The sequence below is a fragment of the Achromobacter sp. 18P8.1.1 genome, assembly GCF_057799415.1.
On record NZ_JBYOKH010000005.1, the window covers coordinates 38,279 to 64,530 of the forward strand.

25 protein-coding genes are annotated in these 26,252 nt (G+C 66.2%); 18 read left to right on the forward strand and 7 right to left on the reverse strand.

Translation table 11 applies throughout. From position 1 onward, the window contains the following. Window positions 1–17: 17 nt before the first annotated feature. The 4 genes from AC27VE_RS05450 to AC27VE_RS05465 all read left to right on the forward strand — a co-directional run bounded on the left by AC27VE_RS05450 (window position 18) and on the right by AC27VE_RS05465 (window position 3,855). Window positions 18–1,370, forward strand: coding sequence for an MFS transporter (locus AC27VE_RS05450; RefSeq protein WP_088588203.1), 1,353 nt, complete (start codon window positions 18–20; stop codon window positions 1,368–1,370). Beyond that, entirely contained in the window at window positions 1,367–2,386 is a 1,020-nt protein-coding gene (locus AC27VE_RS05455; protein ID WP_315130684.1) for a histone deacetylase family protein, read from the forward strand. The genes AC27VE_RS05450 and AC27VE_RS05455 overlap by 4 nt, the downstream gene beginning before the upstream one ends. A 67-nt stretch (window positions 2,387–2,453) precedes the next feature. Next, window positions 2,454–3,425 (forward strand): LysR family transcriptional regulator, encoded by a 972-nt coding sequence (locus AC27VE_RS05460; RefSeq protein WP_088588201.1) that lies wholly within the window; start codon window positions 2,454–2,456, stop codon window positions 3,423–3,425. 28 nt (window positions 3,426–3,453) lie between these two features. Further along, on the forward strand, window positions 3,454–3,855 hold the full coding sequence (locus AC27VE_RS05465) for a DUF1801 domain-containing protein (RefSeq protein ID WP_488703235.1): 402 nt from the start codon (window positions 3,454–3,456) through the stop codon (window positions 3,853–3,855). A gap of 13 nt (window positions 3,856–3,868) precedes the next feature. Here the strand turns inward: AC27VE_RS05465 and AC27VE_RS05470 are convergent, their stop codons facing one another. Beyond that, on the reverse strand, window positions 3,869–6,028 hold the full coding sequence (locus tag AC27VE_RS05470) for an ABC transporter permease subunit (protein ID WP_488703236.1): 2,160 nt from the start codon (window positions 6,026–6,028) through the stop codon (window positions 3,869–3,871). A 62-nt stretch (window positions 6,029–6,090) separates the two neighbouring features. Further along, window positions 6,091–7,113, reverse strand: coding sequence for an amino acid ABC transporter substrate-binding protein (locus AC27VE_RS05475; RefSeq protein ID WP_488703237.1), 1,023 nt, complete (start codon window positions 7,111–7,113; stop codon window positions 6,091–6,093). 169 nt (window positions 7,114–7,282) lie between these two features. Between AC27VE_RS05475 and AC27VE_RS05480 the strand changes: the two genes are divergently transcribed. Genes AC27VE_RS05480 through AC27VE_RS05490 form a run of 3 tightly spaced genes read left to right on the forward strand, consistent with a single transcriptional unit; the run spans window position 7,283 to window position 10,575 of the window. After that, window positions 7,283–8,425, forward strand: a complete 1,143-nt coding sequence (locus tag AC27VE_RS05480; protein WP_488703238.1) for an aminotransferase class V-fold PLP-dependent enzyme — start codon at window positions 7,283–7,285, stop codon at window positions 8,423–8,425. A gap of 31 nt (window positions 8,426–8,456) precedes the next feature. Then, window positions 8,457–9,752 (forward strand): O-acetylhomoserine aminocarboxypropyltransferase/cysteine synthase family protein, encoded by a 1,296-nt coding sequence (locus AC27VE_RS05485; protein ID WP_488703239.1) that lies wholly within the window; start codon window positions 8,457–8,459, stop codon window positions 9,750–9,752. Window positions 9,753–9,756: 4 nt separating this feature from the next. Beyond that, window positions 9,757–10,575 (forward strand): alpha/beta fold hydrolase, encoded by an 819-nt coding sequence (locus tag AC27VE_RS05490; protein WP_234818250.1) that lies wholly within the window; start codon window positions 9,757–9,759, stop codon window positions 10,573–10,575. Between the two features lie 25 nt (window positions 10,576–10,600). Here AC27VE_RS05490 and AC27VE_RS05495 read toward each other — a convergent pair whose 3' ends face one another. Continuing rightward, window positions 10,601–11,530 (reverse strand): AraC family transcriptional regulator, encoded by a 930-nt coding sequence (locus AC27VE_RS05495; protein WP_488703240.1) that lies wholly within the window; start codon window positions 11,528–11,530, stop codon window positions 10,601–10,603. 202 nt (window positions 11,531–11,732) lie between these two features. Here AC27VE_RS05495 and AC27VE_RS05500 point away from each other — a divergent pair, with 202 nt between their 5' ends. The 5 genes from AC27VE_RS05500 to AC27VE_RS05520 are packed head-to-tail and all read left to right on the forward strand — an operon-like array spanning window position 11,733 to window position 16,280. Then, the gene (locus AC27VE_RS05500; protein WP_088588196.1) at window positions 11,733–12,287 is read left to right on the forward strand and encodes a carboxymuconolactone decarboxylase family protein; all 555 of its coding nucleotides are present in this window, start codon (window positions 11,733–11,735) and stop codon (window positions 12,285–12,287) included. Further along, entirely contained in the window at window positions 12,287–13,417 is a 1,131-nt protein-coding gene (locus AC27VE_RS05505; RefSeq protein ID WP_488703340.1) for an acyl-CoA dehydrogenase, read from the forward strand. The genes AC27VE_RS05500 and AC27VE_RS05505 overlap by 1 nt, the downstream gene beginning before the upstream one ends. After that, window positions 13,414–14,211, forward strand: coding sequence for an ABC transporter ATP-binding protein (locus AC27VE_RS05510; protein ID WP_488703241.1), 798 nt, complete (start codon window positions 13,414–13,416; stop codon window positions 14,209–14,211). The genes AC27VE_RS05505 and AC27VE_RS05510 overlap by 4 nt, the downstream gene beginning before the upstream one ends. A 33-nt stretch (window positions 14,212–14,244) precedes the next feature. Continuing rightward, window positions 14,245–15,435 (forward strand): ABC transporter substrate-binding protein, encoded by a 1,191-nt coding sequence (locus AC27VE_RS05515; RefSeq protein WP_488703242.1) that lies wholly within the window; start codon window positions 14,245–14,247, stop codon window positions 15,433–15,435. Continuing rightward, window positions 15,432–16,280: an ABC transporter permease gene (locus AC27VE_RS05520; protein ID WP_006223216.1), complete on the forward strand. Its 849-nt coding sequence runs from the start codon at window positions 15,432–15,434 to the stop codon at window positions 16,278–16,280. Before AC27VE_RS05515 ends, AC27VE_RS05520 begins: the two co-directional genes overlap by 4 nt. A gap of 10 nt (window positions 16,281–16,290) precedes the next feature. Here the strand turns inward: AC27VE_RS05520 and AC27VE_RS05525 are convergent, their stop codons facing one another. Continuing rightward, window positions 16,291–16,860: a surface-adhesin E family protein gene (locus tag AC27VE_RS05525; protein ID WP_488703243.1), complete on the reverse strand. Its 570-nt coding sequence runs from the start codon at window positions 16,858–16,860 to the stop codon at window positions 16,291–16,293. 146 nt (window positions 16,861–17,006) lie between these two features. Between AC27VE_RS05525 and AC27VE_RS05530 the strand changes: the two genes are divergently transcribed. Then, window positions 17,007–18,323, forward strand: coding sequence for a hypothetical protein (locus AC27VE_RS05530; protein ID WP_488703244.1), 1,317 nt, complete (start codon window positions 17,007–17,009; stop codon window positions 18,321–18,323). Between the two features lie 81 nt (window positions 18,324–18,404). After that, complete coding sequence (locus AC27VE_RS05535; RefSeq protein WP_488703245.1) at window positions 18,405–18,935, forward strand: hypothetical protein; 531 nt, start codon at window positions 18,405–18,407, stop codon at window positions 18,933–18,935. A 16-nt stretch (window positions 18,936–18,951) separates the two neighbouring features. Here AC27VE_RS05535 and AC27VE_RS05540 read toward each other — a convergent pair whose 3' ends face one another. After that, entirely contained in the window at window positions 18,952–19,641 is a 690-nt protein-coding gene (locus AC27VE_RS05540) for a GntR family transcriptional regulator (protein ID WP_488703246.1), read from the reverse strand. 124 nt (window positions 19,642–19,765) lie between these two features. On the opposite strand from AC27VE_RS05540, the gene araD reads away from it, so the two are divergent. From araD to AC27VE_RS05555, 3 genes are all read left to right on the forward strand, one after another. After that, the gene (gene araD, locus AC27VE_RS05545; protein WP_488703247.1) at window positions 19,766–21,496 is read left to right on the forward strand and encodes an L-arabinonate dehydratase; all 1,731 of its coding nucleotides are present in this window, start codon (window positions 19,766–19,768) and stop codon (window positions 21,494–21,496) included. A gap of 76 nt (window positions 21,497–21,572) precedes the next feature. After that, window positions 21,573–22,283 carry a ribonuclease activity regulator RraA gene (locus AC27VE_RS05550; protein ID WP_006223210.1) on the forward strand — a complete coding sequence of 237 codons (711 nt, stop codon included), beginning with the start codon at window positions 21,573–21,575 and terminating at the stop codon, window positions 22,281–22,283. 59 nt (window positions 22,284–22,342) lie between these two features. Beyond that, window positions 22,343–23,332: a Bug family tripartite tricarboxylate transporter substrate binding protein gene (locus AC27VE_RS05555; protein ID WP_488703248.1), complete on the forward strand. Its 990-nt coding sequence runs from the start codon at window positions 22,343–22,345 to the stop codon at window positions 23,330–23,332. 22 nt (window positions 23,333–23,354) lie between these two features. On the opposite strand, the gene AC27VE_RS05560 is transcribed toward AC27VE_RS05555, so the two are convergent. Both AC27VE_RS05560 and AC27VE_RS05565 read right to left on the reverse strand, forming a co-directional pair. Continuing rightward, window positions 23,355–24,311, reverse strand: coding sequence for a Bug family tripartite tricarboxylate transporter substrate binding protein (locus AC27VE_RS05560; RefSeq protein ID WP_427960127.1), 957 nt, complete (start codon window positions 24,309–24,311; stop codon window positions 23,355–23,357). Window positions 24,312–24,334: 23 nt separating this feature from the next. Then, window positions 24,335–25,237, reverse strand: a complete 903-nt coding sequence (locus tag AC27VE_RS05565; RefSeq protein ID WP_427960130.1) for a dihydrodipicolinate synthase family protein — start codon at window positions 25,235–25,237, stop codon at window positions 24,335–24,337. A gap of 281 nt (window positions 25,238–25,518) precedes the next feature. Between AC27VE_RS05565 and AC27VE_RS05570 the strand changes: the two genes are divergently transcribed. Further along, window positions 25,519–26,244, forward strand: coding sequence for a GntR family transcriptional regulator (locus AC27VE_RS05570; protein WP_488703249.1), 726 nt, complete (start codon window positions 25,519–25,521; stop codon window positions 26,242–26,244). Window positions 26,245–26,252: the final 8 nt, after the last annotated feature.

Here is a 26,252-nt window from a genome sequence, read left to right on the forward strand (position 1 = left end):
CCTTAAGAGAGATAAACATGAGGGGAAAACCTGCGACGGGGCACCAGCCGGTGCGCGCGTCCACCGCCGCTTTCGTCGGCACCATGATCGAGTGGTACGACTTCTATATCTATGCCACCGCTGCCGCGCTGGTGTTTGGCAAACTCTTTTTCCCGTCGGCCACGGGCTTCTACGGAACCCTGGCCGCCTTGGGCACGTTCGCGGTGGGCTTCTTCGCCCGGCCGTTGGGCGGCGCGATCTTCGGCCACATCGGCGACAAGATCGGCCGCAAGAAATCCCTGGTGATCACGCTGGTCATGATGGGCACGGTCACGGTGCTGATCGGCCTGTTGCCCACCTATGCATCCATCGGCTTCTGGGCGCCCGTGCTGCTGATCCTGCTGCGGATCGTGCAGGGGATTGCCGTGGGCGGCGAATGGGGCGGGGCGGTGCTGATGGCCGGCGAACATTCGCCGGACAAGAGCAAGCGCACCTTCTTCGCGTCCTTCGCGCAATTGGGCAGCCCCGCCGGGCTGATCCTGTCGATGCTGATGTTCAAGCTGGTGACGGGCCTGGACGACGCGGCGTTCCTCAGCTGGGGATGGCGCGTGCCGTTCCTGTTTTCGGCGGTGCTGCTGGTCGTGGGGTTCGTGATCCGGCTAAGTGTCAACGAATCGCCGGACTTCCTGGCTGAAAAGCAGGCGCAGGCCGACCGCGCCAAGTCCGCCCCATCCCACAAACCGGCCAAGCCCGCCCAGGCGCCGCTTGCACAGGTGTTGCGCGGCGCACCCCGGCTGCTGGCGCTGGCCGTCGGCGCCAACGTGCTGGGCATTGCCGGCTTCTACTTCACCAACACGTTCATGATTGCCTACACGACGCAGTACGTCGGGCTGAACCGGGCGGTGATCCTGGATTGCTTGCTGGTTGTGTCGATCATGCAGTTCTTCATCACGCCGCTGGCCGCCTACATCGCCAGTCGCGTTGGCAACCTGCGCTTCCTGGGTGCGATGGCCTTCGTGTCGATGTTCACGCCTTACGCCATGTTCAACCTGGTCGACCAGGGCTCGCTTACCAGTATTACGCTGGGCGTGGGGGTGGCGGTACTCTTCATGGGCGCGTATTACGCGGTGATCGCGGGCTACGTCAGCGACAGCTTTCCGACGAGCATCCGCTACACCGGCATCTCGATGGCTTATCAGCTGTCGGGCGCGATCTTCGGTGGTTTGACGCCCTTGCTGGGCACCGTGCTGGCCGAGAACTTCAAAGGCCAGTGGTGGCCGCTGGCGTTGCTGTTTTCGGCGATTTCTTTGCTTTCCCTGGTTTCCGTCCTGCTGCTGGGCAATGTGGGCCAGCGCACCGAGCAATTCCAACTGAAGGATCAGCAAGCATGAAGGCATTTTTTCACGACGACCAGAAGCTGCACCATCCACAGACGTATTTTTCGCGCGGCAAGATGCGCACGCCCCAGGAAGTGCCGGCGCGTCTGGACGGCCTGGTGCAGGCGGCGCGCAAGCTGGGGTTTGACGTGCAGGCGCCGGCCGACCATGGGGCAGGCGCGTTGTCGGCCGTGCATTCCCTGGACTATCTGCAGTTCCTGCAAAGCGCCCATGAGGACTGGATGAAGCTGCCGGGCGACTGGGGCGGCGAAGTCGTCTCCAACGTGTTCGTGCGCGAACCCAACGCGCTGCGCGGCGTGCTGGCCAAGGCCGGCCGCTACCTGGCCGATGGCAGTTGCCCGGTAGGTCCGCAAACCTGGCAGTCAGCCTATTGGTCGGCGCAGTGCGCCGTCGCCGGGGCCGAGGCCGTGCTGGCGGGCGACCGCCACGCCTACGCGATCTGCCGGCCGCCCGGCCACCATGCGCGTCGTGACGCGGCTGGCGGGTTCTGCTATTTGAACAATGCCGCCATCGCCGCCCAGCGCTTGCGTTCGAAGTATCAGCGCGTGGCCATCCTGGATACCGACATGCACCACGGCCAGGGCATCCAGGAGATCTTCTACGAACGCAGCGATGTGCTGTACGTGTCGATCCACGGCGATCCCGAGAACTTCTATCCCGTGGTCGCGGGTTTCGAGGACGAACGCGGGGCGGGCGAGGGCTATGGCTACAACGTCAACCTGCCGATGCCGCACGGGTCGCCAGAATCGGTGTTCTTCGAACGCCTGGCGCAGGCGCGCCGCGCGATCGAACTGTTCCAGCCTGACGCGTTGGTGCTGTCGCTGGGTTTCGATATCTTCGAGAAAGACCCCCAAGCCATGGTCAGCGTCACGGAAGACGGCTTCGAGCGCCTGGGCCGCGAGGTGGGCAGCCTGCGGCTTCCGACCCTGATCGTGCAGGAAGGCGGCTACTATATCGAAGGGTTGGAATCCAACGCGTCGCGGTTTTTTGCGGGGCTGGCCGGCGTCTGAGCACTGGGACGCGGCGTCGCTTGCGTGGGTTCGATCCTGTCTTTTCCCGGACCCCGTACGCGACGCCATGCCCCAGCCGCCCGCCCGAAATCCCACCTCATTGCCGCTTGCGCCCGAGCGCATGGACTGGAACCTGCTGCGCACCTTCATGTTCGTGGTGCAGGAACGCGGGGTCGGCCGCGCCGCGCAGGCGCTGCATCTGAGCCAACCCGCGGTCAGCCAGGCGCTCAAGCGGCTGGAAGACGCGGTGGGCGGCATGCTGCTGCACCGCCGCAATGGCGAATTCCGGCTGACCGGCCTGGGCGACGAGGTCTACGCGATCGCCCGGGACATGTACGGCACCATGGCGCGCATCGAAAATGCCGCTATCCAGGACAAGGCCGAAATCGCCGGCACGTTGCGTTTGCTGGTGATGAGCAAGGTGCAAAGCCCGGCCTACGACGACTTCCTGGCGCAGTTTCATCGGCGCTACCCGAAGATCGAATTCCATATGGACGTGCTGCCCAGCGCGGCCATCCTGGACGCGCTGACCAAACGCGTGCCCGCACTGGGCATCTGCCTGTGCCGCAAACCCGTCGAGGGACTGGAACGGCGCCTGTTCCTGCGCCACCACTACGCCGTCGTCTGCGGGCGCCATCATCCGCTGTTCTCCAAGCAGCGGGTCAGCATCGAAGACCTGATGGATCAGAACTTCGTGTGCTTCGCCAGCGACCAGATCGGCGACACGCTGTCACCGCTGACCATCTTCCGGGACCAGCAGGGTTTCACCGGCCGGATCGTCGGCACCTCGTCCAACATCGAAGAGGTTCGGCGCATGGTGGTGGCCGGCATCGGGCTGAGCTTCCTGCCGGAACACCTGATACGCCAGGATGTGGTCAACGGTGAACTGCGGCGCCTGCCGCCGGCCGAATCCGTGGCCGAGATGGACGTGTTCCTGACCTGGCACAAGCAGCGCAAACTGACTGCGGCGGAGGCGGCGTATCTCAGCGCCTTCGACCGATTTCTGAACCGCACGCCGCTCGGTTCGCGGGCGGGCTGATTCCATCCCGACGAGGAGGGTGACAGGCATGGCAACAAAAACCAGCCAGGCAGCCGGCGCGGAGCAGGACGCTACCGCTTCCGAGAAGATCGACGCCAGGATCCGCGAACTGGACGACTGGCGCGGCGACGCGCTGGCCCAGGTCAGAAAGTGGATCAAGCAGACCGTCCCGGACGTAGCCGAAACCTGGAAATGGCGCGGGGTGCCGGTATGGGAGCATGGCGGCATCCTCTGCACGGGCGAAACCTACAAGGCGGCGGTGAAGCTGACCTTCGCCAAGGGGGCGGCGCTGGCCGATCCGGCGGGGCTGTTCAACGCCAGCCTGGAGGGCAACACGCGCCGCGCCATCGACATCCATGAAGGCGATAACATCGACGAAAAGGCGTTCAAGGCATTGATCAAGGCCGCCGCGGCGTTGAACAAGGGCTGAGTCGGCACGCATTCTAGGCGGCGCGGGCCTCCATCCGCCGGGCAACCTTCGACAACGCCAGGCTGGCCGCGAAGTACAGCAGTGCCACCGCCAGATAGACTTCGACGTGGTAGGGCCGCCATTCGGTTCCGGCGACCACCGCCTTGGCCGCGCCCAGCACATCGAACACGCCGATGATGCTGACCAGGGATGTATCTTTGACGGCGCCCACGAAGACGCCCAGCGCGGCCGGCGCAGCAATGCGGCGGGCCTGCGGCCAGATGACCGACGCATAGGCCGTGGCGGGGCGCATGCCCAGCGCCCGCGCTGCCATCATCTGGCCAGGCGGGATGGCTTGCAACGCGCCGCGCAGCACTTCGGCCAGCAGGCAAGCCGTGTGCAGTGTCAGCGCGGCCAGCGCCATGCTGAACTTCGAGACCCCGCCGCCCAGCAGCATGGGCAGCACAAAGGAGGCGAACAGCAGTTGCGTCACCAGCGGAACACCGCGCACGGCTTCAATCAGGCCGGCGGCAGCGAGCGAACCTGCGCGACTGCCGGAGCGGCGTAGCAGGGCCAGCGCAAAGGCCAGCGGGACGGCGGCGGCCAAGGCGGCGATGGCCAGGATCAACGTCACCAGCAAGCCGCCCCAGCGCTGCGGGCCGATCAGGACGCCGCCCCACGGCCAACCGGTCAGGGCGCTGATGACGATCAGCAACAGGATAGCCAGCGCAGCGGCGCGCGCGCGGGCGGGCAGGCGGCGCGCGCCCAGCGTCAAGCCGATTCCGCCCAGCAGCGCCGCGCAGGCGATGAAGGCCGGGTAGCGGTCGGCGGGCGACATGGTGCCGAAGAAGAGCAGCGGCAGGTTTTCCCCCACGGCGGCCCAGCAGGCGCCGGCAGCGTTGGCGCAGGCCGCAGGGTCGCCCAGCCAGACGGCCCGCAACACGGCCCAGTCCAGCATTGTCCAGGCCACCGCGGCCAGCAGCACGGCCAACACCGTCGACAGGACTTTGCCGCGCCACGGATGCGGGTTGCTTCCCGTTGCGCGCCACAAGGGGCGGTCGCTCAGTCGCGCGCCGTGCGTGTCGCCAGGGCCGTGCCGGGTATTGCGCGCGTTCCAGGCCGACAGGCCCCCGCCCAGCACCAGCGCCAGCGTCAGATAGACCGCCACGGCCAATGCAATGCCTTCCAGCGCCAGGCCGGTCTGGGTGATGACGGTGTTGATGACGGCCATCAATTCCTGGTAGCCGATCGCGATCGCCAGCGTGCTGTTCTTCACCAGTGCCAGGCACTGGTTTGCGTAGGGGGGCAGGGCGACGCGCGTGGCGTAGGGGGCGATCACCAGCCGCAGCACGCCCCAAGGCGCGAGGCCCATTGCCTGGCCGGCCTCGACCAGCCCGACGGGCACCGCGCGGACCGAGGCGCGCACGATGTCGGCGATGTAGGCCGCATGAAAGACGACCAAACCGATCAGCAGCGCCGCGAATTCGATGCTGGGCTGCCAGCCGCCTTGCAGCCCCAAGCCGCGTTTGACCGGCAGGTCTACCTGCATGGCGGGCAGCAAAGCCCAGGCCAAGGCGGCGACGGCCAATGCGGCGAGTGCGGCGCCGTTGCCCCAGCGGCGCCTGGCACGCCAGGCCAGCGCCACGGCAAGCAGCAGGACGGCGGCATACGGCAGCCAGCCCTGCACGGCGGGCAGCGCCAACCCACGGTTGGACAGCAGCACGGAAGGCAGCGGCGACCACGCTTGCCGCATGTCCGGCAGCCGCAGCAGCAAGCCGTACCAGACGAACAGTTGCAGCAGCACCGGCGTGTTGCGCAGCGGCGCGATGATGGCGGCGGCGCAGCGCGCGGCCAAGGCGTGGGACGACAGGCGCATGAGGCCCAGCGCGATGCCCAACGCGGTCGCAAGCGGAATGGCCACGGCCGCCACGGTCAGCGTATTGACCAGGCCGGCCGCGATGGACATCCAGTAAGGATCGTCGGGCGAGACGGCGAGCAGGCTTTCCGAAATGCGAAAGCCCGCGGATTGGAACAGGAAGCCGAATCCGCCCTGGATGCCGCGCGCCGTCTGTACGGATTCAATGTGCAGCAGCAGCACGGCGGCCATGCCGCCCAGCGCCAGGATCCAGGCTGCCGACGGCAGCCAGCGGCGCAGCGGGCCGGGAGGGGGGAAGGGAAGGGTCGTTGCAGTCATGATGGCCGGTGCCAATGCAAAAGGCGGGCCAAAGCCCGCCTGCCGCGTTCAGGGGATCACACTCACTGGAACGGCGGCGAATACAGCAGGCCGCCCTGGTTCCACTGCGCGTTCAGGCCGCGGTCCAGCTTCAGCGGCGTGGCCGCGCCCAGGTTGCGGTCCCACACTTCGCCGTAGTTGCCCACGGCCTTGATGGCGTTCTTCGCCCAGCTTTCGTCCAGGCCAAAGCTCTTGCCGATGCCCGGCTCCACGCCCAGCAGGCGGCGCACTTGCGCGTCGGTGCTTTGCGTCTGGCTGTCGGCATTCTTCGCCGTGATGCCTAGCTCTTCGGCGGCGACCAGCGCGTTGACGGTCCAGCGCACGATGGCGGCCCAGTGGGCGTCATCCTGCCGCACGAACGGACCCAGCGGCGATTTGTTGATGCGCTCGGGCAAGATCACGAAGTCGTCGGGCTTGCCGGCCCGCGCGGCGCGGCTGGCAGCCAACGTCGAGGCGTCCGACAGATAGACGTCGCAACGGCCCGCATAGAAAGCCTGCTCCAGTTCCACCAGGTTCTCGATCACCACCGGGCGGTACGTGAGCTTGTGCTTCTTGAAGTAGTCGACCAGGTTCTGTTCGTTGACCGTGCCGGGCTGCACGCAGACCTGCGCGCCATCCAGTTCGGTGGCGCTTTTCACGCCCAGCTTGCGCGGCACCAGGAAGCCCTGGCCGTCATAAAAGACGATGCCGGCGGACACGATCCCCAGACCCGCGTCGCGGCTGGACGTGATGGTCGTGTTGCGGTTCAGCACGTCGATCTCGCCCGACTGCAGCGCCGGAAAGCGCTGCTGCGAACTCAGCGGGACGAAGCGCGTTTTCTCGGGGTCACCCAACACGGCGGCGGCCAGCGCACGGCACAGGTCCGCGTCCAGGCCCGTCCAGCGGCCTTGCTTGTCGGCAATGGAAAGTCCCGCCGAACCCTGGCTGACGCCGCACACCAGTTCGCCGCGCTTCTTGATGGTGTCCACCGTGCCGGCGTGCGCCGCGCCGGCAATCGTCAGCGCCGCGGCGACGCCCGCCGCCTTGAAGAGTTGAGTCAATCGCATGCCGTTCCCGTATTGTGTGTATGCAAGAAAGGCATGAATTCTATGGGGCCGACGGCGTTTTTCGAGCGACTATATGGTCATATGAATATAAGAACTTAGCCTTATCCAGATTGGCGTCATATACCTAGAATTCCGGCATACCAAGTTGCATTCACACGGAAGGTCGCGCATGAGCTGGCAGGACGAATTCAGGCAGTTGTTTCCCATCACGCGTGACAAGGCCTACGCCAACATCGCCTACACCAGCCCGCTGTCGCCCAAGGTGGCGGACGCCGTCGCGGCCTTCTTCGATGGCATCACGCACGCCCGCAGCGACAAGCCGCAATGGCTGCGCGATGCCGATGCGCTGCGTGTGCGCCTGGCCCGCCTGATCGGCGGAGAGGCGCGCCGGCTCGCTTTCACCAAGAACACCACCGAAGGCTTGAACACCGTTGCGCAAGGCCTGGCCTGGCAGGACGGCGACAACCTGATCGTGGACGACCAGGAACATCCCACCAACGCCTTGCCCTGGTTGAACCTGCGCCGCCGCGGCGTGCAGGTGCGGGTGGCACAAGCTCAATCGCACCGCTACACGGTCGATGATCTGTGGCAGCACGTGGACGCCCGCACCCGCCTGATCGCGGTGTCTTGGGTGCAGTACGGCACGGGCTTGCGCACCGACATCGCCGAACTGGGCCGCCGCTGTGCGGAACGCGGCATATGGCTGGTGGTCGACGGCATCCAGGGCGCGGGCTTGTTGCGCGCCCACGTCGATGAATGGCGTGTGGACGCCTTCGCTTGCGGTGCGCACAAGGGCTTGCTGGGCCCGCTGGGTGTGGGGCTGCTGCATGTGTCGCCCAAGCTGCTGGACGCGCTGGATCCGCTGTACATCGGCCCGTCGGGCGTGACCACGCTGGACAAGACCGGCCTGCAATGGCAGGTGGGCGTGTCCGATGCGGGCGATGCCCGGCGGCTGGAAACCGGCAACCTCAACTATCCCGGCATCGCCGGCTGGGCCGGCGCTTTGGACCTGATCGAAGGCGCGCAACCCGAGCGCATCGAACCCTGGGTCCTGGAACTGTCGCAAGCGCTCAGCGAGGGCTTGCGCGCATTGGGCGCGCACGTGGTGTCGCCGCCCGACGCCGCGCTGCGCAGCACCACCACGGCATTGCGCGTGGCCGATCCCGCCGCCGCCTTGGCCCATTTGAGCCAAGCGGGCGTGGTGGCCAGCGTAGTGGAGTATGGTTACGTGCGCTTGTCCGTCGGCGCCTATAACAATCATGCAGACGTTGAACGCATCTTGCGCGCCGCGCGCGCTTGCCGTCTGATCTGAATCATCAATAACGCATCTCCTGGAGAGACACATGACTGAACCGAAGAAGCCCAACTGGCGCCTGGAAACCGTTGCCGTGCATGGCGGCTACCGCCCCGATCCGACGACGCGCGCCGTTGCCGTGCCCATCTATCAGACGGTTGCCTACGCGTTCGACGATACGCAGCATGGCGCCGACCTGTTCGACCTGAAGGTGCCGGGCAACATCTACACCCGCATCATGAACCCCACGACCGACGTGCTGGAACAGCGCGTGGCGGCGCTGGAAGGCGGCATCGCCGCGCTGGCGCTGGCCTCGGGCCAGGCCGCGGTCACCTACGCCATCCTGACCATTGCCGAAGCGGGCGACAACATCATCTCGTCCAGCACGCTGTACGGCGGCACCTACAACCTGTTCGCGCACACGCTGCCGCAGTACGGCATCACCACGCGCTTTGCCAACCCCAGCGATCTGGCCGCTTTCGAAGCGCAGATCGATGACCGCACCAAGGCCATCTTCGCGGAATCGGTCGGCAACCCGCTGGGCAACATCACCGACATCGCCGCGCTGGCCGACGTGGCCCACCGCCACGGCCTGCCGCTGATCGTGGACAACACCGTACCGTCGCCGTACCTGCTGCGCCCGATCGAGCACGGCGCGGACATCGTGGTGCAGTCGTTGACCAAATACCTGGGCGGCCACGGCACCAGCCTGGGCGGCGCCATCATCGACTCTGGCAAGTTCCCGTGGGCCGAACACAAGACGCGCTTCAAGCGCCTGAACGAACCCGACGTCAGCTACCACGGCGTGGTCTACACCGAAGCCTTCGGCGCCGCTGCCTACATCGGCCGTGCGCGTGTCGTGCCGTTGCGCAACACGGGCGCCGCGATCTCGCCGTTCAACTCGTTCCAGATCCTGCAAGGCATTGAAACGCTGGCGCTGCGCGTGGACCGCATCGTCGAGAACGCCGTCAAGGTCGCCAACTTCCTGCGCGAGCATCCGAAGGTGGAATGGGTGAACTACGCCGGCCTGCCGGATCACCCCGACCACGCGCTGGCGAAGAAGTATCTGGGCGGCAAGGTCCCGGGCCTGTTCACGTTTGGCGTGAAGGGCGGCCGCGACGCCGGTGCGCGCTTCCAGGATGCCTTGCAGCTGTTCACGCGACTGGTCAACATCGGTGACTCCAAGTCGCTGGCGACGCACCCCGCCTCCACCACGCACCGCCAGCTGAATCCCGAAGAGCTGCAAAAGGCCGGCGTGCGCGAAGAGACGGTCCGCCTGTCTATCGGCATCGAACACATCGACGACCTGATCGCCGACCTGGAACAGGCGCTGGCGCAGGTGTAATGCAATGACGATGATTCCCCGCAGAACCCTGTTGAAACTGGCCGCCGGGCTGCCCGCCCTGGCGGCGGGGTCGGCGGCGCTTGCCGCCGCGCCGGCCAAGAAGGCCAAGACCTATGTGCTGGCGCATGGTTCCTGGCACGGCGGCTGGTGCTGGCGCCCGGTAGCGGATCGCCTGCAGGCGGCCGGCCATCGCGTCTACGCGCCCAGCTATACCGGCATGGGCGACCGCGCCCACCTGCTGAACAAGGGCATCACCATCGATACCTTCGTCGAAGACCTGGTGCAGGTCATCGAAACGGAAGAGTTGAATGAGGTGATCCTGGTGGGCCACAGCTTCGGCGGCATTCCCATTACCGGCGTGGCCGACCGCATTCCCGAGCGCCTGGCGCACCTGGTGTACTTCGACGCCATCGTGCTGCAAAGCGGCCAGAATGCGTTTTCGGTCTACCCGAAGGCGGATGCCGACGCGCGCATCGCCGCAGCCTCGAAGGCCACGGGCGGCCTGGCCGTGCCGATCCCGGATCCGATTCCCGCGGCCTGGGGATTCACCCCGGGCAGCGCGGACTACGAATGGGTCAAGCGCCGCCTGACCGCGCATCCGCTGGCCAGCTACACCACGCCGCTGACGTTGAAGAATCCCATCGGCAACGGGCGTCCGCGCACCTATATCCATTGCACGCAGCCTGAACTGGCGGTGCTGGAAGAATCGCGCAAGCTGGTGAAGTCGCAGCAGGGTTGGAAGTGGGTGGACATCGCCGCCCCGCACGAGGCGCACATCACGCATCCCGGCGTGCTGGCGGAACTGCTGCTGGGCTTGGGCTAAAGCTGGGCTAAAGCGCCGGCGGGTCCTAGCCCACGGCGGGGCCGCGCTTGCGCCAAGCCGAAGGCGCGACCCCCTCTGTACGCTGGAACACGCGGCTGAACGCGGCTTGGGATTGATACCCCACGCGTTCGGCCGCGTCCTGGATGCCCATGCCCTGGCTCAGGTGGCGGCGCGCAACGCGCATGCGCAATCGTTGCAGCAGCTGCGCGGGTGTCGTGCCGCTTTGCAGGGTGAAGCGCCGATGGAACGTCGCCTTGGACATATGCAGGCGGTCCGCCATGTCCTGCATGCTCCACGTGGCGGCAGGATCTTTCAGGATGGCCTGAAGCAGGCCCGCCATCGCCGGGTCCCGCGCCAGCACGAACAGGCCATAGGCCTGCCGGTCGTGGATGGCCAGATAGCGCAGCATGAAGAAGATCAGCAGGTCCGTCAGCCGTTCAAGCACTACGGGCGACGCACCCGGTTCGCGCGCCGTTTCGCCCAGGATCAATTCGAAAACGCCGCGCGCCGTGCGGAAGCGTTCGTCGTCGGCGCGCAGCACCAGGTAGTCAGGCAGCGTATCGGCCAGCAGGTCGGCCAACCCGGGGCGGAACTGGAAAAACCCGCAGGCCAGTCCCGTGCTGTCGGCCTGGCGCGGCAGCAGCGGCTCCATGGCCGTGCACAAGGCACTGGCGGAGGCGGGCGGATCCAGCGGCGTCAAGGCATGCGGGATGTCGCGCAGGAAGAAGATGCCGTCTCCCGCAGCCAGCGTCAGCGCATCTTGCCCTTCGCCCAGGTCCACCCGGCAGCGGCCGTGCAGGATCAGATGGAAACTGGCGCGCGCCCGCCCGCTGGTGCTGGCGGACCAATTGCCGCAGTATTGCCCCAGGTGATACAAGCTGGATTGGACTTCCAGGCTGGACAGCAACAGGGCGTCGACGGCGGCTTGGTCGGTATGGTCGGGTTTGAAAGGCAAAGTAGAGGGCCGGGTAGGGGCGTCAAACTGATCCGGTCGGAACGCCGTCGCAGTTTGGGAGGATGATGGAAGATCGAATCCGGTTATAAGCGCATAGCTGAAAGTCGATAAGATCTAGCATCAAGTTGCGATCTTCGTGCATTGTCGCTTGCCGCCGGGCACCCGCACAATATGCTTTTCCACGATACACCAGGAGATCTTCATGGCCCGTCTGCCCGTCCATACCGCGCAAAGCGCTCCCGAACCCACGCGCGCCGCGCTGGCCGCCGCGGAACAGGCTTCGGGATACCTGTCCAATCTGCTGGGGGTGCTGGCCAACGCGCCCGTCGCGCTGGAGGCCTACCAGACGCTGTCGCAGATCAATGCGCGCGCCGGCCTCACCTTGCAGGAACGCGAAGTGGTTCAACTGGTGGCGGGCACCCGCCATGGCTGCACGTTCTGCGTGGCCGGCCATACGGCGCTGGCCCGCAACAAGGCGCGGCTGTCGCCCGAAGTCGTGGACGCGCTGCGCGCCCAGGGCGTGGTGCCCGATGAACGCCTGCAGGCGTTGGCGGCCTTCACCGAAGCCGTGATCCAGACGCGCGGCCGTGTCAGTGACGAGGCCCTGCAGGCCCTGCGTGAAGCCGGCTACACGGACGGCAACGCGCTGGAAGTGATTGTGGGCGTCGGGCTGGCCACCATCTGCAACTTCGGCAACAACCTGGCCCAGACGCCGCTGAACGACCAATTGCGTGACTACGCCTGGAGCGGCGCGTGATGGCGGGGCAACCGCTTAGCGCAGTCCCCGCCTCGGGCTGGAGCTTGCCCCCGGACTTGGCGGCATGGCTGGACCAGCATGCCGATGCCCTGGACGACGGCAGCCTGGACGCCGTCACGGTGCTGCCCCGGCTGGCCGACGCGGGCCTCTTCCGAATCGGCGTGCCGGCGGATCAGGGCGGTTTGCCGGGCACCGACATCGGCGATGCGATCGAGGCCGTGTCCCAGGTGGCCGAGCGGTCGGTCGCCAGCGCCTTCGTGGCCTGGAGCCAGCGCGTCTTCATCGAATACCTGCTGCGCAGCCCGAATACGGCTTTGGCCAACGCCTGGATGACGCCGCTGCTGGCCGGCGAACACGCCGGCGCCACCGCGCTGTCCAACGCCATGAAATTCCTGTCGGGCATCGAGTCCCTGCAGATCAGCGCCCGGCAAGCCGATGGCCAATGGGTGCTGGATGGCCGCATGCCGTGGGTGACCAACTTGCGCCTGCAAGGCTTTTTAGTGGCCGCCGCCGTCACCGCGCCGGATGGCACGCCTGCCGTGGTGGCGCTGCCGCACGACATCGCCGGCCTCGCCCGCAGCCCCGACCTGTCCTTGCTGGCCCTGCAATCCAGCAACACGGCGGCGCTGGCAGTGCAGGGCGTGCGTATCGGCCCGGAATGGTTGATCCATCCGGATGCCCGGCAGTATTTGCCGCGCGCCCGGCCGGCGTTCGCCGGGCTGCAATGCGGCCTGTCCATCGGACTGGCGCGCCGCGCCCTGCAGGCCGCCACGCAAACCGGCCAAGGCCAGGCATCGCGCGGCATCCTGGGCGAGCCGCTGCAAGCCCTGCACGCGCAGGTCGAAGCGCTTAGCGCCAGCTTGATCGCCGGCGTGCGCAGCGAACGCTTCGTGGCCGAACCCTGGGCCTTGTTCGAAATCCGCATCGCGCTGGCGGAAGCGGCCCATCAAGCCGTGCAGCTGGAATTGCAGGCCAGCGGCGGCGCGGCGTATCTGAAGCCTGCCGGTGCCGGTTTCGCCCGGCGCTGGCGCGAAGCCGCATTCCTGCCGATCGTCACGCCGAGTCTGGTCCAGTTGAAGACCGAGCTGGCCAAACGCCAGGCCAAACTCGCTGCCGAGGCCGCCGCATGACGGGCGGCGCGCCGCCGGTATTGCAGGCGCGCGGCCTGGCGCTGCGCTATCCCGGCGCGGCGGGTCCGGTGTTTCATGACGTGGACCTGGATCTGGCACGCGGCGAAGTGGTAGCCGTGCTGGGCGCCAGCGGGGCGGGCAAGTCCAGCCTGCTGCGCGTGCTGGCCGGGCTGCAGGCTGCGACCGCTGGGTCGCTGTTGATGGAAGGCTCGCCCTTGACGGGCGTGCACCCCCGCGTGGCCGTGGCGTTCCAGGACCCCAGCCTCTTGCCTTGGCTGTCGCTGGAACGCAATGTCGCCTTCGGCCTGGATTTCAAGCATCAACCCGCACTGACGGATAGCCAGCGCCGGACGCGGGTGGACCAAGCCATCGACGAAGTTGGCCTGTCGCACGCGCGGCACCTGCGCCCGGCGCAGTTGTCCGGCGGCATGGCGCAGCGCACCGCGTTGGCGCGATGTCTGGCTCGGCAGCCGTCGGTGCTGCTGCTGGACGAACCCTTCGGTGCGCTGGATGAAGTGACGCGCAGCGAGATGCAGGCGCTGCTGCGCAAGGTGGTGGCCGACTTCCAGACCGCCGCCGTCCTGATCACGCACGATATCGACGAAGCGCTGGTGCTTGCCGACCGGATCGTGCTGCTGGGCGGCGTGCCTGGCCGCATCCTGGGCGTATGGCAGGTCGATCTGCCGCACCCGCGCGCCGACCTGTTGCCCGAAATGGGCGCGCTGCGCCTGGAAATCCTGACCCGCTTGCGTGCTGCGCTGCGGGCCGTGCGCGGCGATGCCGTGCACGTTTGAACTGACGTTTGACCCCTTGCTAGGAGCTCATTGATGTGCCTGGAACACATGTCGCGTCGCGACTGGTTGAAACTCTCGGCCCTGCTGACGGCAGGCGGCGCAACCTCATTGCTGTCGGCGTTCAACGCCCGTGCACAAAGCGAGCCCGACGCGCCAGTGCGCATCGGCTACTTGCCCATCACCGACGCCGCGCCGCTGCTGGTGGCGCATAACAACGGCCTGTTCGACAAGGCCGGCGTCAAGGCGGAAAAGCCCACGCTGCTGCGCAGCTGGGCGCAGGTGATCGAGGCCTTCATCTCGGGCCAGGTGAATGTGGTGCACCTGCTGTCGCCGATGACGGTCTGGGCGCGCTTCGGCAGCAAGGTCCCGGCCAAGGTTGTGGCCTGGAACCACGTGGGCGGATCGGGCCTGACGGTGGCGCCCGCCATCAACAACGTCAAGGAACTGGGCGGCAAGACGGTCGCCATCCCGTTCTGGTATTCCATCCACAACGTCATGCTGCAGTATCTGCTGCGCGAGAACGGCCTGACGCCCGTGGCGCGGAAAGACGGGTCGGTCGGCGCAAACGAAGTCAACCTGATCGTCATGGCGCCGGCCGACATGCCGCCCGCGCTGGCGCAGAACCGCATCGCCGGTTACATCGTGGCCGAACCCTTCAACGCGGTCGCTGAGACCCTGGGCGTGGGCAAGGTGCTGCGTTTTACCGGCGACGTCTGGCGCAACCATGCGTGCTGCGTGGTCTTCATGCACGAGCGCGACCTGGAGCAACGCCCGGAGTGGTCGCAAAAGGTGGTGGACGCCATCGTGCAGGCGCAACTGTGGATACGCGACAACCGCGCCGAAACCGCCCAGCTGTTGTCCAAGGAAGGCATTAACCGCTATACGCCGCACGGCCTGCCGGCGCTGACCAAGGTGCTGGCGCCGCCCGCGTCCGACCGCGAGGGGTACCTGGGCACTGGCGCCATCCGCCACGCCGACTGGGACGAACGGCGCATCGACTTCCAACCCTATCCGTTCCCCAGCTATACCGAGGAACTGGTGCGCCGCCTGCGCGACACGCTGATCGAGGCCGATCGGGGTTTCCTGGCCGACCTGGACCCGGCACGCGCCGCGCGTGAGCTGGTCGACGACCGTTACGTCAGACGCGCGATCGAATCCGTGGGCGGGTTGAACCGCTTCGGCTTCCCGGACGCCTATACGCGGACCGAAATGGTGCAGGCGTGACGGCTCGCGAGTCCGTCGCTGGCTCGCAAGGGCACGCCGCCGTTGCTCCGGCCGGATCATCCGCCAAACCGGCCAGTCGTGCCGGTAACGCCGGCCTGGGCCTGGGCGGGCGGTGCGCGCTGGGGCTGGCCGGCTTGGCGGCCTTGCTGGCGCTGTGGTGGCTAGGCACTGACGTCTTCTCGCCCGCAGGCGGCATGGCGCGGCGCTTTTCGCCCGGCGCCACGTTCGTCAGCCTGGGCGAACTGCTGACCGCATCGGACTTGCCCATGCATATCCTGGTCAGCCTGCGGCGCATCGCCGTGGGACTGGGCTTTGCGCTATTGATCGGCGTGCCGCTCGGGCTGGCGATCGGCAGTTGGCGGCGGCTGGAGGCCGCGGTGTCGCCCGCCATGCAGTTCCTGCGCATGATCTCGCCGCTTTCCTGGATGCCGATTGCGGTGATGGTGTTCGGCGTGGGCGACGACCCCGTCTATTTCCTGCTGACCTTCGCGGCGGTCTGGCCCATCGTGCTGAACACCGCGGCTGGCGTGCAGCAGCTGGATCCCCGTTGGCTGCAACTGGCCCAAAGCGTGGCCGCCACGCGCTGGGAGACCTTGCGCAGCGTGATCCTGCCCGGCGTGCTGGGCCATATCCTGACCGGGGTGCGCCTGGCCATCGGCATCCTGTGGATCGTGCTGGTGCCTTGCGAAATGCTGGGCGTGTCTGCGGGAATGGGATATTTCATCCTGGACACGCGTGATCGGCTGGCCTATTCCGAGCTGATGGCCATGGTGCTGATGATCGGGGTGCTGGGCTTCCTGCTGGATGCGGCGGCGCGGGCGCTGTACCGCTATTGGCGCGGGTAGGGCGTCAAGCCTACTTGCGCACGGTCTTGCCCGGGGGCGGGCAGACCATCGCGCGCAGTTTGCGCTGGACGGGGTCGCGCGCCACCGGCGCGTTGTGGATGCCCGCCACCGGAATCGATTCCACCAGCGCGCCCGTGGCATTGCTGCCGGCGTAATGCCGGGTTTCCGTGACGGTATAGGTGTTGGCGCTGCAGTTCAGCAGAACGGGCTGCGACACCGAACCATACGACTGGCCGGTCGTCTCCGACACGCGCGGCTGCGCATAGAACCACGCGACCGTCACCGCCATTACGACCGGCCGGTCGGTCATCGGCGCAATCGACGCCGTGTCGTAGAAGACGCCGGGCATCGCCTGCGGATCCAGTGGCGTCCATGCCGGGCCGTCGCCGAAGATGATGTTCGACACGTCCAGGTTCCGAGGCGCGATATTGACGGCGCAGGCATCGGGCGGAATCGGGTCCCCTTCACGCACGGTCACGGCCTGGCAGACGTCGGGCGGCGCGGCAGTTGCCGTTTGCATCCAACCGGCCGTCCCCAGCATAGCCAGGGCCAGGGCGAAGCGTGCGTGCCTTGCGATCATGTCGGGTTTCCGTGTGCAGCCGGGTGCGGCGTGAGAGTATGTCACGCCAGTATAGAGAACGATGTGCGACACGCTATAGTTTCGTCAATTTCCTAAAAGTCGCCGGCCAGATGGCGGGCGCCCACGCATCAGGATGCTTTGCAGCCATGAACCTTAGACTGCTTGCCAGCGGCGCCGCGATCGCGGTCGCGGGGATCATCGGCTATGGCATCTATCAACTGGTGCCCCTGGGCCAGCCGCTTGCGCGCAGCGAGGTGATCGGCGAACTCAACGGCCCGCCCTTTGCTTTGTCGTCCCGGGTGTCCCTGCAACGGTTCGGCGAACGCCAATTGCTGATCGGCCAACGGCTGGTCTCGGGCAAAGAGATGGCCGCACTGGAAAAGGCGCCGCTGCTGGACACGCTGGTGCCTGCCCTGAACACGCGCCCTCAGAATCCGTGGCAGCTGGCCGACACGCGCAATCTGATCTATGGCGGGCAGGGCACGGGCGTGTTTGAACTGCTGGGTTCGATCAGCGGCGACACGGGCGTCAGCCTGATCGGTTCGCCCCAAGGCCGTACGCTGTACCTGATCACCGGCACGCCGCGCAGCGCCGCCGCACCGACCGGGGGCGAGCCCCCAGCCGCGTGGGAAACGCTGCGTTCTGATGACTTGGGCAAGACCTGGACTTACGACCCGGACGTGACGCTGGGGCCACCGCTGCAGTTCACCGTATTCCTGACCCAGGATCGCGTCATCGCCCTGGAGCGGCACGACGCCGGCCAGCGCCTCTTGGTCAGCGAAGACGGCGCCAGGCGCTGGTCGGCCACCTTGCTGGACGAGCAGGTCTGGCCCGACGCGCAAGCCTTCGACCGCGCCTTCCAGGAAAAAGCCGGCATGGACGGCGGCCAATTGGCCTATGACTGGTCGCTGTACCCCCTGGACGAGAGACGCGCCGTGGGCTGGAGCTGGCGCACGCGAATCAGCCTGAATGCGTCGGAAAAGAATGAAGTGCTGGAAACCCGGCGGTTCGAAGTGGAGTTCCAGGACGGCGCCTCACCCGCCTTCCGCATCACGCCGCACGTGCCACCGGTCCCCGCGCCGGCGCCCGACGCGCGCTATACCCGAGGGGAAGCCGTGTTCGAGACCTCGGGCAACGCCATCTACGAACTGGATCAGGCCGAACGCGTCTGGAACGAGCGTTCGGCGTCGCCCACGGTGCAGGGCAAACCCAGCTGGATCGGCGACGCCTGGTTCGGCCACAAGGCCTGGGTGATCAAGACCTACGCGGACCATTTGTTTTCATTCAACGAATACACCAAAACCTATTTCACGACGCGAGACCAGGGCAAGACCTGGCGTCCGTTCCAAGTTCCGCAGGACGTGGAAACGGGCTTGTTGGGCATGGACGCGTCGGGCGAAGCCTTACTGTCGCTGGCGGAGCGGGATGGGAAGACGGTGATCCGGCGGTATCCGCTGGATTGAGGTGGCAGGACGTTTTTCTCGTTGGAATTCAAGGCAATAGACAACTCTCTTCACATTACCTCGGGTGATGCTATGGAATGCTTGTTCGCTAAGATTGACGACACGTTTTCTCGCCCGCTTCGCCGGGCAACGGCGGCCACCTTTTTGACGCTCGCGTCCAGCCTGTTTTGGTCAACGCCAGCCTCCGCTGCAGACGAATCAGCCTACGCGGCGGCCCTGAGGTTTGTCGAGGAACAGCAGGTTGGCAGAAACCTGCCGATGATGGCCCGGAAAACCATCTCCAGTACCGTCACGTATCGCGGGATGGTATCGAATCTGGGGCAAAGCAAGGCCGACCGTTACGTCGAAACGGAACTGGCGGGGGCGCTGCCCAAATATCAGCCCAGGTGGAACGAGACGCTTGCCGCCTCGTATTCAAAATTCTTCAGCGCGGACGAATTGAATTCGTTGCGGCGCGAGGGGAAGTCGTCTTCGGTCGTGCCCAAGCTGACGCGCGTGTGGGATGAGCTCGGCAGGGAAATGAAGGAGCAGGGGGCGTCCATCCTGGTGGCGTACACGTCCGAAGCGCTGACCGCGGCATTCAAGAAATCGGCCGACGACGGCACGCGGTAACCCGCGCCGCGACGCATCACTCCGCCAGCACGTATTCCGGATAGCGCTTGCAGATCTCTGCGACCTGGCTGAGCGTGCCGGACAGGTGTTCCCGCAGCACTTGCTGTGCCCGCCCAGGCTCCTGCGCCACGATGGCATCCAGCAGGCGCTGGTGGTCGTCCATGATGCGTTCGGCCTTGCCGGCCTCGGGCAGATGCAGTCGGCGCAGGCGGTCCAGGTGGCCGCTGTAGCGTTGCTCCAGTTCCCAAAGGCTGGTCACGCCGGCAGCCGCATGCATGTCGCGATGGAAGGCCTGGTCGGCGTCGATGAACTGCTGGTATTCGCCATTGGCATGGCTGACGCGTTGCAGGTCGATGCTGGCTTTCAGGCGCTTGTGCAGCACCGGGTCGGGCCGTTGCGCCAACAGGTGCACGATCTCCAGTTCCAGGGATTGGCGCAGGAAATGGGCCTGCCGGGCGGCGGGGATATCGATGCGGCTGACGACGGTGGTGTGCTGCGGATAGATCTCGACTAGCGCTTCTTCGGCCAGGCGCATGAGGGCGTCGCGGATGGGCGTCTGGCTCAGTCCGTAGGTTTCCGCCAGCGTGACGCGCGATAACGCGGTGCCCGGGGCGAGTTCCAGCGACACGATTTGTTCGCGTAGGTGTTCAAAGACCTGGGGTGCGGCGTGGCGCGACCGGTCCAGTCTGAGCTTTTGGCTTTGCATCCGAAGGCGTGTCGGGAGTACGGTGGTCGAAGCCCGCAGTGTAGCGGGTTTTTACCTAGCTGACGCACTAATGTATTAGTGTTTAAATGATCCCATACCCACCACGCCTCACTCCCATTCCCCTATGAAACGTACCTACGAAAGTCTGCGCAGCGCCGCCTGGATGGCCAAGGATGACCTGCGTTCGTTCGGCCACCGTTCCCGCATGATGCAGATGGGCTATGCCCCTGACGACTGGGTCGGCCGGCCCATCATCGCCATCATCAACACGTGGTCGGACCTGAACCCCTGTCACAGCCATTTCAAGCAGCGCGTCGAAGACGTCAAGCGCGGCGTGTTCCAGGCGGGCGGCTTTCCGGTGGAATTGCCGGCGATTTCGGTGTCGGAATCCTTCGTCAAGCCGACGACCATGCTGTATCGCAACTTCCTGGCCATGGAAACCGAAGAGCTGCTGCGCAGCCACCCGGTCGACGGCGCCGTATTGATGGGCGGGTGCGACAAGACGACGCCGGGGCTGCTCATGGGCGCCATCAGCGCCGGGCTGCCGTGCGTGTACGTGCCGGCGGGCCCGATGCTGCGCGGCAACTGGAAGGGCAAGATCCTGGGCTCGGGCTCGGATGCCTGGAAGCTGTGGGACGAGCGCCGCGCGGGCAAGATCACGCAAGAACAATGGACCGAAGTGGAAGGGGGCATCGCCCGCAGCTACGGCACCTGCATGACGATGGGCACGGCCAGCACCATGACGGCCATCGCCGAAGCCATCGGCATGACCCTGCCGGGCGCCTCGTCGATCCCGGCGGCGGACGTCAACCACATGCGCATGTCTGCAGAATGCGGCCGCCGCGTGGTCGACATGGTGTGGGACGACCTGACGCCCAATCGCATCCTGAGCCTGGCGTCGTTCAAGAACGCCATCAACGTCGCCATGGCGATGGGCTGTTCCACCAATGCCATCGTGCACCTGGTCGCCATGTCGCGCCGCGCCGGCCATGCGGTCAGTCTGGACGACTTCGACGCCGCCAGCCGCAAGGTGCCGGTCATCGCCAACATCCGGCCCAGCGGCGACACCTACCTGATGGAAGACTTCTATTACGCGGGCGGTTTGCCCGCGCTCATGTCGCGCCTGCACGACCACCTGGACCTGTCGGCCATGACGGTCACGGGTAAATCGCTGGGCGAGAACATCGCCGGCGCCGAGGTCTACAACGACGACGTGATCCGCAAGCTGGACACGGCCATCTACGACGAAGGCGCGCTGGCCGTGCTGCGCGGCAATATCGCGCCCGACGGCTGCGTGATCAAGCCCAGCGCCTGCGCGCCGCAGTTCCTGCAGCACACCGGCCCGGCGCTGGTGTTCGACGACTACCCCAGCATGAAGGCCGCGGTGGATGACGAGAACCTGGACGTCACGCCTGAGCACATCATGATCCTGCGCAACGCCGGCCCGCAAGGCGGCCCCGGCATGCCGGAGTGGGGCATGCTGCCGATCCCGACCAAGCTGGTGAAGCAGGGCGTGCGCGACATGCTGCGCCTGTCCGACGCGCGCATGAGCGGCACCAGCTACGGCGCCTGCATCCTGCATGCGGCGCCTGAAGCCTACATCGGCGGCCCGCTGGCGCTGGTCAAGACGGGTGACACGATCACGGTGGACGTGCCCGCCCGCAGCATTCACCTGAACATCAGCGACGAAGAGCTGGCCGCGCGCCGCGCCGCCTGGACGCCGCCGCCCAAGCGCTATGAACGCGGCTACGGCTGGATGTATTCGAAGCACATCCTGCAAGCCAACGACGGTTGCGATTTCGACTTCCTGGAAACCGAATTCGGCGCGCCCGTGCCGGAACCCGAAATCTTCTGAAGACGCCAGGCGGGCTGTGCCCGCCGCGTGCCCCCCTTATTCATCGTCTATCGACCCCGGAGTCATCGTGTCCCAAATGAATCCCGAAACCCGCGCCCGCCTGGCCGGCATCAGCACGGCCACGCTGTGCACGGCCCTGTTCAAGCGCGGCCTGCGCAACCAGTTCATCCAGGACGTGCGCCCGCTGAACGCCAATCTGCCCAATATGGTCGGCCCGGCGTTCACCCTGCGCTACATCCCCGCGCGTGAAGACCTGAACACCATCAAGGTGTTCGAAGACCGCTCGCACCCGCAGCGCGTCGCCGTCGAGACCTGCCCGGAAGGCGCGGTGCTGGTCATGGACAGCCGCAAGGACGCGCGTGCCGCGTCCGCGGGTTCCATCCTGGTCACGCGCCTGATGAAGCGCGGCGTGGCGGGTGTGGTCACCGATGGTGGCTTTCGCGATTCGCCCGAAATCGCTGAACTGGGTTTTGCCGCCTATCACCAGCGGCCCTCGGCGCCGACCAACCTGACGCTGCACCAGGCGCTGGACATCAACGCGCCCATCGGCTGCGGCGACGTGGCGGTGTGGCCTGGCGATATCGTGGTGGGCGACCGCGAGGGCGTCGTGGTGATCCCCGCGCACCTGGCCGACGAGATCTCGATCGAGGCCGTGGAGATGACCGCGTTCGAAGACTTCGTGACCAGCCAGGTGCGAGAAGGGGCGTCGATCCTGGGCCTGTATCCGCCCACCGACCCGGGCACCAAAGACAAATTCGCCGCCTGGCGCAAAGAACAGGGCCGCTGAGCCTTGCCGCCGGCCGCCCGGCCGGCGAGCCATACCTATAAATCAAGGCAGGAGACAACATGAAATCTCAACGACGCAGCGCGTTGGGCGCGCTGCTGGCTGGCGCCGTCCTAAGCACGCTGGCCATGTCGGCCAGCGCCGCCGACTGGCCCGCCCAGAAGCCGATTTCCTATGTGGTGCCGTTCACGGTCGGCGGTTCGACCGACGTGGTGGGGCGCGTGCTGGCCCAGAAGCTGGGCGACCGCCTGCACCAGAACGTCATCGTCGAAAACAAGCCTGGCGCGGCCGGCGGCATCGGCGCGACCTATGTGGCCAAGGCGCCGCCCGACGGCTACACGCTGTTCGGCGGCACCATCAGCACGCACGCCATCAATGCCAGCCTGTACAAGAACCTGAAGTACGACCCGGTGAAGGACTTTGAGCCAGTGTCGCTGATCGCCTACCTGCCCAACGTGCTGCTGGTGGATCCCAACCTGGGCGTGAACTCGGTTGCCGATCTGATCGCCTTGCTCAAGCGCGACCCGAACAAGCGTACGTTTGCGTCCTCGGGCGCGGGCACCTCGACGCACCTGGCGGGTGAACTTTTTTCCAGCATGATCGGCGTGCCGCTGACGCACGTGCCGTACAAGGGCACGCCGCCGGCGATGGTGGACGTGTCGTCTGGCGCCGTGACGTTCATGTTCGATCAGATGACGGCCGCCTTGCCGCTGCTGCAGACGGGCAAGCTCAAGCTGTTGGCCGTCACCACCAAGGATCGCATTTCGCTGGCGCCCGAGGTTCCGACCATGCAGGAGGCCGGCGTGCCGGGCTTCCAGATGGCGTCCTGGCAGGCCGTCTACGCGCCCAAGGGCACGCCCAAGCCGATCCTGGACAAGCTGGCGCAGGAAATCGCGGTCATCCTGAAGGAACCCGACGTGCAGGAGAAGCTGGGCAAGACCATGGGCATGGAACTCGTGGGCAGCACGCCGGACGAGTTGCGCGCCTTGATGGCCACCGAGATCCCCCGTTGGGCCGAAGTCGTGAAGACATCCGGCGCAACGGTGGAGTGACGCGCTTGGGGCTCGGCTGGACTTACGGTTTCAGGTTCAACTTGGGCACCAGCGTATTGAAGGCCTGCTCCTGGCGCGCCACATCGGCGGCGAACTGCGGCTGGTCGGCATAGGAGGGCGTCAGGTTCTGCTTGCGCATCAGCGTCTGGAACTCCTTGGATTGCGCCACCTGGCTGGCGGCGGCGCGCCATTTCGCCACCGCGTCCGCCGGGGCGGACTTGGGCAGGCCAATGCCGCGCCATACGCTGAATTGCAGGTCGGCGCCGCGTTCCTTCATGGTGGGCACGGCGGGCAGGTTTTCCAGCCGTTGCGGCGCCATCACGGCAAGCGTGCGCAGCTTGCCAGTGTCGACGTGCTGCTGCAATTCGGCGTAGGCGACCGTGGTGGCCTGCACGTCGCCCGACAGCAGGCCCATGATGGCGGGCGCCGACCCTTGATAGGGCACGTGCACGAACTTCACGCCGGTCTGTTCGCCCAGCGCGGCGGCCGCCATGTGCGGAACGGTGCCGATCCCGGCGTTGGACACCGCCACCCGCTCCGGATTCTTCTTCGCGTATTCCAGGAACTCTTCCACCGTCTTCCACGGCGCATCGGCGCGCACCGTCACCGAAGACGGGTCGTCGGTGAAGCGCGCGATCGGCTGGAAGTCGTTGACCGTCGTTTTGCCGATGCCCATCAGCGGAACCACCAGCATTTCCGGGGTCATCAGGACCAGCTTGTAGCCGTCGGGCTGCGCGTTGGCCACGTACGCCCAGCCGATGGAGCCGCTTGCGCCGGGCTTGTTGATCACCACCGTGGGCTGCGCCAGCAGCGGGGGGCGCACCGCTTCGGCGATGGCGCGGGCGGTGTTGTCGCTACCGCCGCCAGGCTGGTAGGCGACCACCAGTTCCATGGAGCGGGTTGGATAGTCCGCGGCGTGGGCGGCAGACTGGGCAATCAGGGCGCTGATGACCAGCGCGGGCAGGCGGATGAGTCGCATGGTGGCGGTTCCGGAATCAGTGATCAGTAACCCAGGGCGGACAGGTCCGCAAGCGTCTGTTTGGTGATGGCAATGGTGCGTTCGCGTTCAGCGCCGGCCAGGTCCAGGCGCGGCGGCTTGACGGTTTCGGCGCTGCCGGTAATCAGGTGCTCGGCCAGCTTGATGTGCTGCACCAGCTTGACCACCGTATCCAGGTGGAACAGCGGGGTCAGCGCCGCGTACAGCTTGCGGGCGCGCACAAAATCGCCCTCGGCCGCCAGGCGCAGCAAATCGACCGAGGCCTTGGGAACGGCGTTGGCCATGCCCGACACCCAGGCGGTCACGCCCAGCGCAGCGCTTTCCAGAATCAGGTCGTCCACTCCGCACACTACCGCCAGGCGATCGCCGAAACGGGTGATCAGATCGGTTACGCGGGTCGTGTCGTAGGACTCTTCCTTGATGGCGACGATGGTCGGCGCTTCCAGCAATTCGGCCACCACGTCCGGCGTCAGGTCGACGCCGTAGCCGCGCGGGTTGTTGTACAGCAGGATGGGCAGGGCAGTGGCCTCTGCCACCGTGCGGTAGAAGGCGACCGTTTCGCGGTTGTCCGACTTGTAGGTCAGGCCGGGGAACACCATCAAGCCATTCACGCCGATCTTCGCGGCTTCCTGGGCGAACGCCGCGGCACGCGCCGTGCCGGTTTCGGCCACGCCCGAGATGACCGGCACGCGTCCGCGCACGGTTTCCACGGCCGTACGCAAGACCGTCAGTTTCTCGTCCGGCGACAACTGGGCGTTCTCACCCACCATGCCCATCATGACGACCCCGCCCACGCCATTGGCGATCAGCCGCTCCAGGCCTTGGCGCAACGCGTCCAGGTCCAACGAGAAATCGGGGTTCAGTTTGGTGGTGACGGCGGGAAAAACGCCTTTCCATTGAATGCTCATGCTGCGGCTCCTGATACGTGGCCGCCTGTCGGTGCTCAGGCGGATATTGGTTATTGGATATTGGATCCAAAAAGAAAAGGCCAAAAAAACGAGGCGACTGGCCTCGAACCGCCACGCCCGGGGACGGGCGGTACCAACTGGATCATGGATCCAATATACTCGTATTAAAAGGGCTGCGGGTACCGGCTGTCTCTCGGGGTTTTCCTGGGCACAACGGGCCCGGTGCCGGTATTTCCATGCCGCTCGGCGTCTGTCGAGCGGCCCAACCAGGCAGGTTTTACGTGTCTCAGAATTCGCCGCTTTCCGTTTCTTCGCCCCGTCCCCAGACTGGACCCGCCGGCCGGCTTGTCCGCAAGACCGCCGTCGATCTGGTCGTGGATGAATTGCGCGACCGCATCCTCTCCGGCCTCATCCCGCCCGGTTCGGCGCTGCGCCAGGAGCTGTTCGCGGAAGAGCTGGGCGTGAGCCGGCTGCCGGTGCGCGAGGCCATCCGCCAGCTCAGCGCCGAAGGGCTGATCGACATGATTCCGCACCGCGGGGCCTATGTATCGATGCTGTCGCGCACGGAAGTCCAGGAGTTTTTCGATATCCGCATGCGGCTGGAACCCTGGTTGTTCCGCCTGGCCGTGCATCAGCATGACGACAGCGATCTGGACCGCGCCGAGCAAGTGGTGACGCAGATGGATTCAGCGGCGCCCGAGCAGTGGGGGCGCCTGAACTGGCAGCTGCACGAACTGCTGTACCGTTCCGCGCAACGGCCGGCGGCGCTAGGCATGGTCCGCGCGCTGCACGAGAAATCCGAACGCTACTTCCGCTTCCAGATCGTCAATGCGCCCATCCGCCAGCAGGCCCACGACGAGCACAAGGAATTGATCGCGCTAAGCCGCCAAGGCCAGGCGGAAAAGGCCGAGGCCGCGCTCGAGCGGCATATCGGGCAAGCGGCCGAACAGATACTGGCCATTGTCGATCATCTGCTGGATGCGTCGGCAACGCTTGCGCCGGCCTGAGGAGTCGG

Excerpts from the sequence above, each read along its gene's own strand:
- AC27VE_RS05485 (WP_488703239.1), top strand. The coding sequence starts at position 8,457 with ATGACTGAACCGAAGAAGCCCAACTGGCGCCTGGAAACCGTTGCCGTG.
- AC27VE_RS05500 (WP_088588196.1), top strand. The coding sequence starts at position 11,733 with ATGGCCCGTCTGCCCGTCCATACCGCGCAAAGCGCTCCCGAACCCACG.
- AC27VE_RS05515 (WP_488703242.1), top strand. The coding sequence starts at position 14,245 with ATGTGCCTGGAACACATGTCGCGTCGCGACTGGTTGAAACTCTCGGCC.
- AC27VE_RS05505 (WP_488703340.1), top strand. The coding sequence starts at position 12,287 with ATGGCGGGGCAACCGCTTAGCGCAGTCCCCGCCTCGGGCTGGAGCTTG.
- AC27VE_RS05560 (WP_427960127.1), bottom strand. The coding sequence starts at position 24,311 with ATGCGACTCATCCGCCTGCCCGCGCTGGTCATCAGCGCCCTGATTGCC.
- AC27VE_RS05510 (WP_488703241.1), top strand. The coding sequence starts at position 13,414 with ATGACGGGCGGCGCGCCGCCGGTATTGCAGGCGCGCGGCCTGGCGCTG.
- araD (WP_488703247.1), top strand. The coding sequence starts at position 19,766 with ATGAAACGTACCTACGAAAGTCTGCGCAGCGCCGCCTGGATGGCCAAG.
- AC27VE_RS05470 (WP_488703236.1), bottom strand. The coding sequence starts at position 6,028 with ATGACTGCAACGACCCTTCCCTTCCCCCCTCCCGGCCCGCTGCGCCGC.
- AC27VE_RS05460 (WP_088588201.1), top strand. The coding sequence starts at position 2,454 with ATGCCCCAGCCGCCCGCCCGAAATCCCACCTCATTGCCGCTTGCGCCC.
- AC27VE_RS05555 (WP_488703248.1), top strand. The coding sequence starts at position 22,343 with ATGAAATCTCAACGACGCAGCGCGTTGGGCGCGCTGCTGGCTGGCGCC.
- AC27VE_RS05550 (WP_006223210.1), top strand. The coding sequence starts at position 21,573 with ATGAATCCCGAAACCCGCGCCCGCCTGGCCGGCATCAGCACGGCCACG.
- AC27VE_RS05525 (WP_488703243.1), bottom strand. The coding sequence starts at position 16,860 with ATGATCGCAAGGCACGCACGCTTCGCCCTGGCCCTGGCTATGCTGGGG.
- AC27VE_RS05475 (WP_488703237.1), bottom strand. The coding sequence starts at position 7,113 with ATGCGATTGACTCAACTCTTCAAGGCGGCGGGCGTCGCCGCGGCGCTG.
- AC27VE_RS05490 (WP_234818250.1), top strand. The coding sequence starts at position 9,757 with ATGACGATGATTCCCCGCAGAACCCTGTTGAAACTGGCCGCCGGGCTG.
- AC27VE_RS05565 (WP_427960130.1), bottom strand. The coding sequence starts at position 25,237 with ATGAGCATTCAATGGAAAGGCGTTTTTCCCGCCGTCACCACCAAACTG.
- AC27VE_RS05450 (WP_088588203.1), top strand. The coding sequence starts at position 18 with ATGAGGGGAAAACCTGCGACGGGGCACCAGCCGGTGCGCGCGTCCACC.
- AC27VE_RS05540 (WP_488703246.1), bottom strand. The coding sequence starts at position 19,641 with ATGCAAAGCCAAAAGCTCAGACTGGACCGGTCGCGCCACGCCGCACCC.
- AC27VE_RS05455 (WP_315130684.1), top strand. The coding sequence starts at position 1,367 with ATGAAGGCATTTTTTCACGACGACCAGAAGCTGCACCATCCACAGACG.
- AC27VE_RS05465 (WP_488703235.1), top strand. The coding sequence starts at position 3,454 with ATGGCAACAAAAACCAGCCAGGCAGCCGGCGCGGAGCAGGACGCTACC.
- AC27VE_RS05530 (WP_488703244.1), top strand. The coding sequence starts at position 17,007 with ATGAACCTTAGACTGCTTGCCAGCGGCGCCGCGATCGCGGTCGCGGGG.
- AC27VE_RS05480 (WP_488703238.1), top strand. The coding sequence starts at position 7,283 with ATGAGCTGGCAGGACGAATTCAGGCAGTTGTTTCCCATCACGCGTGAC.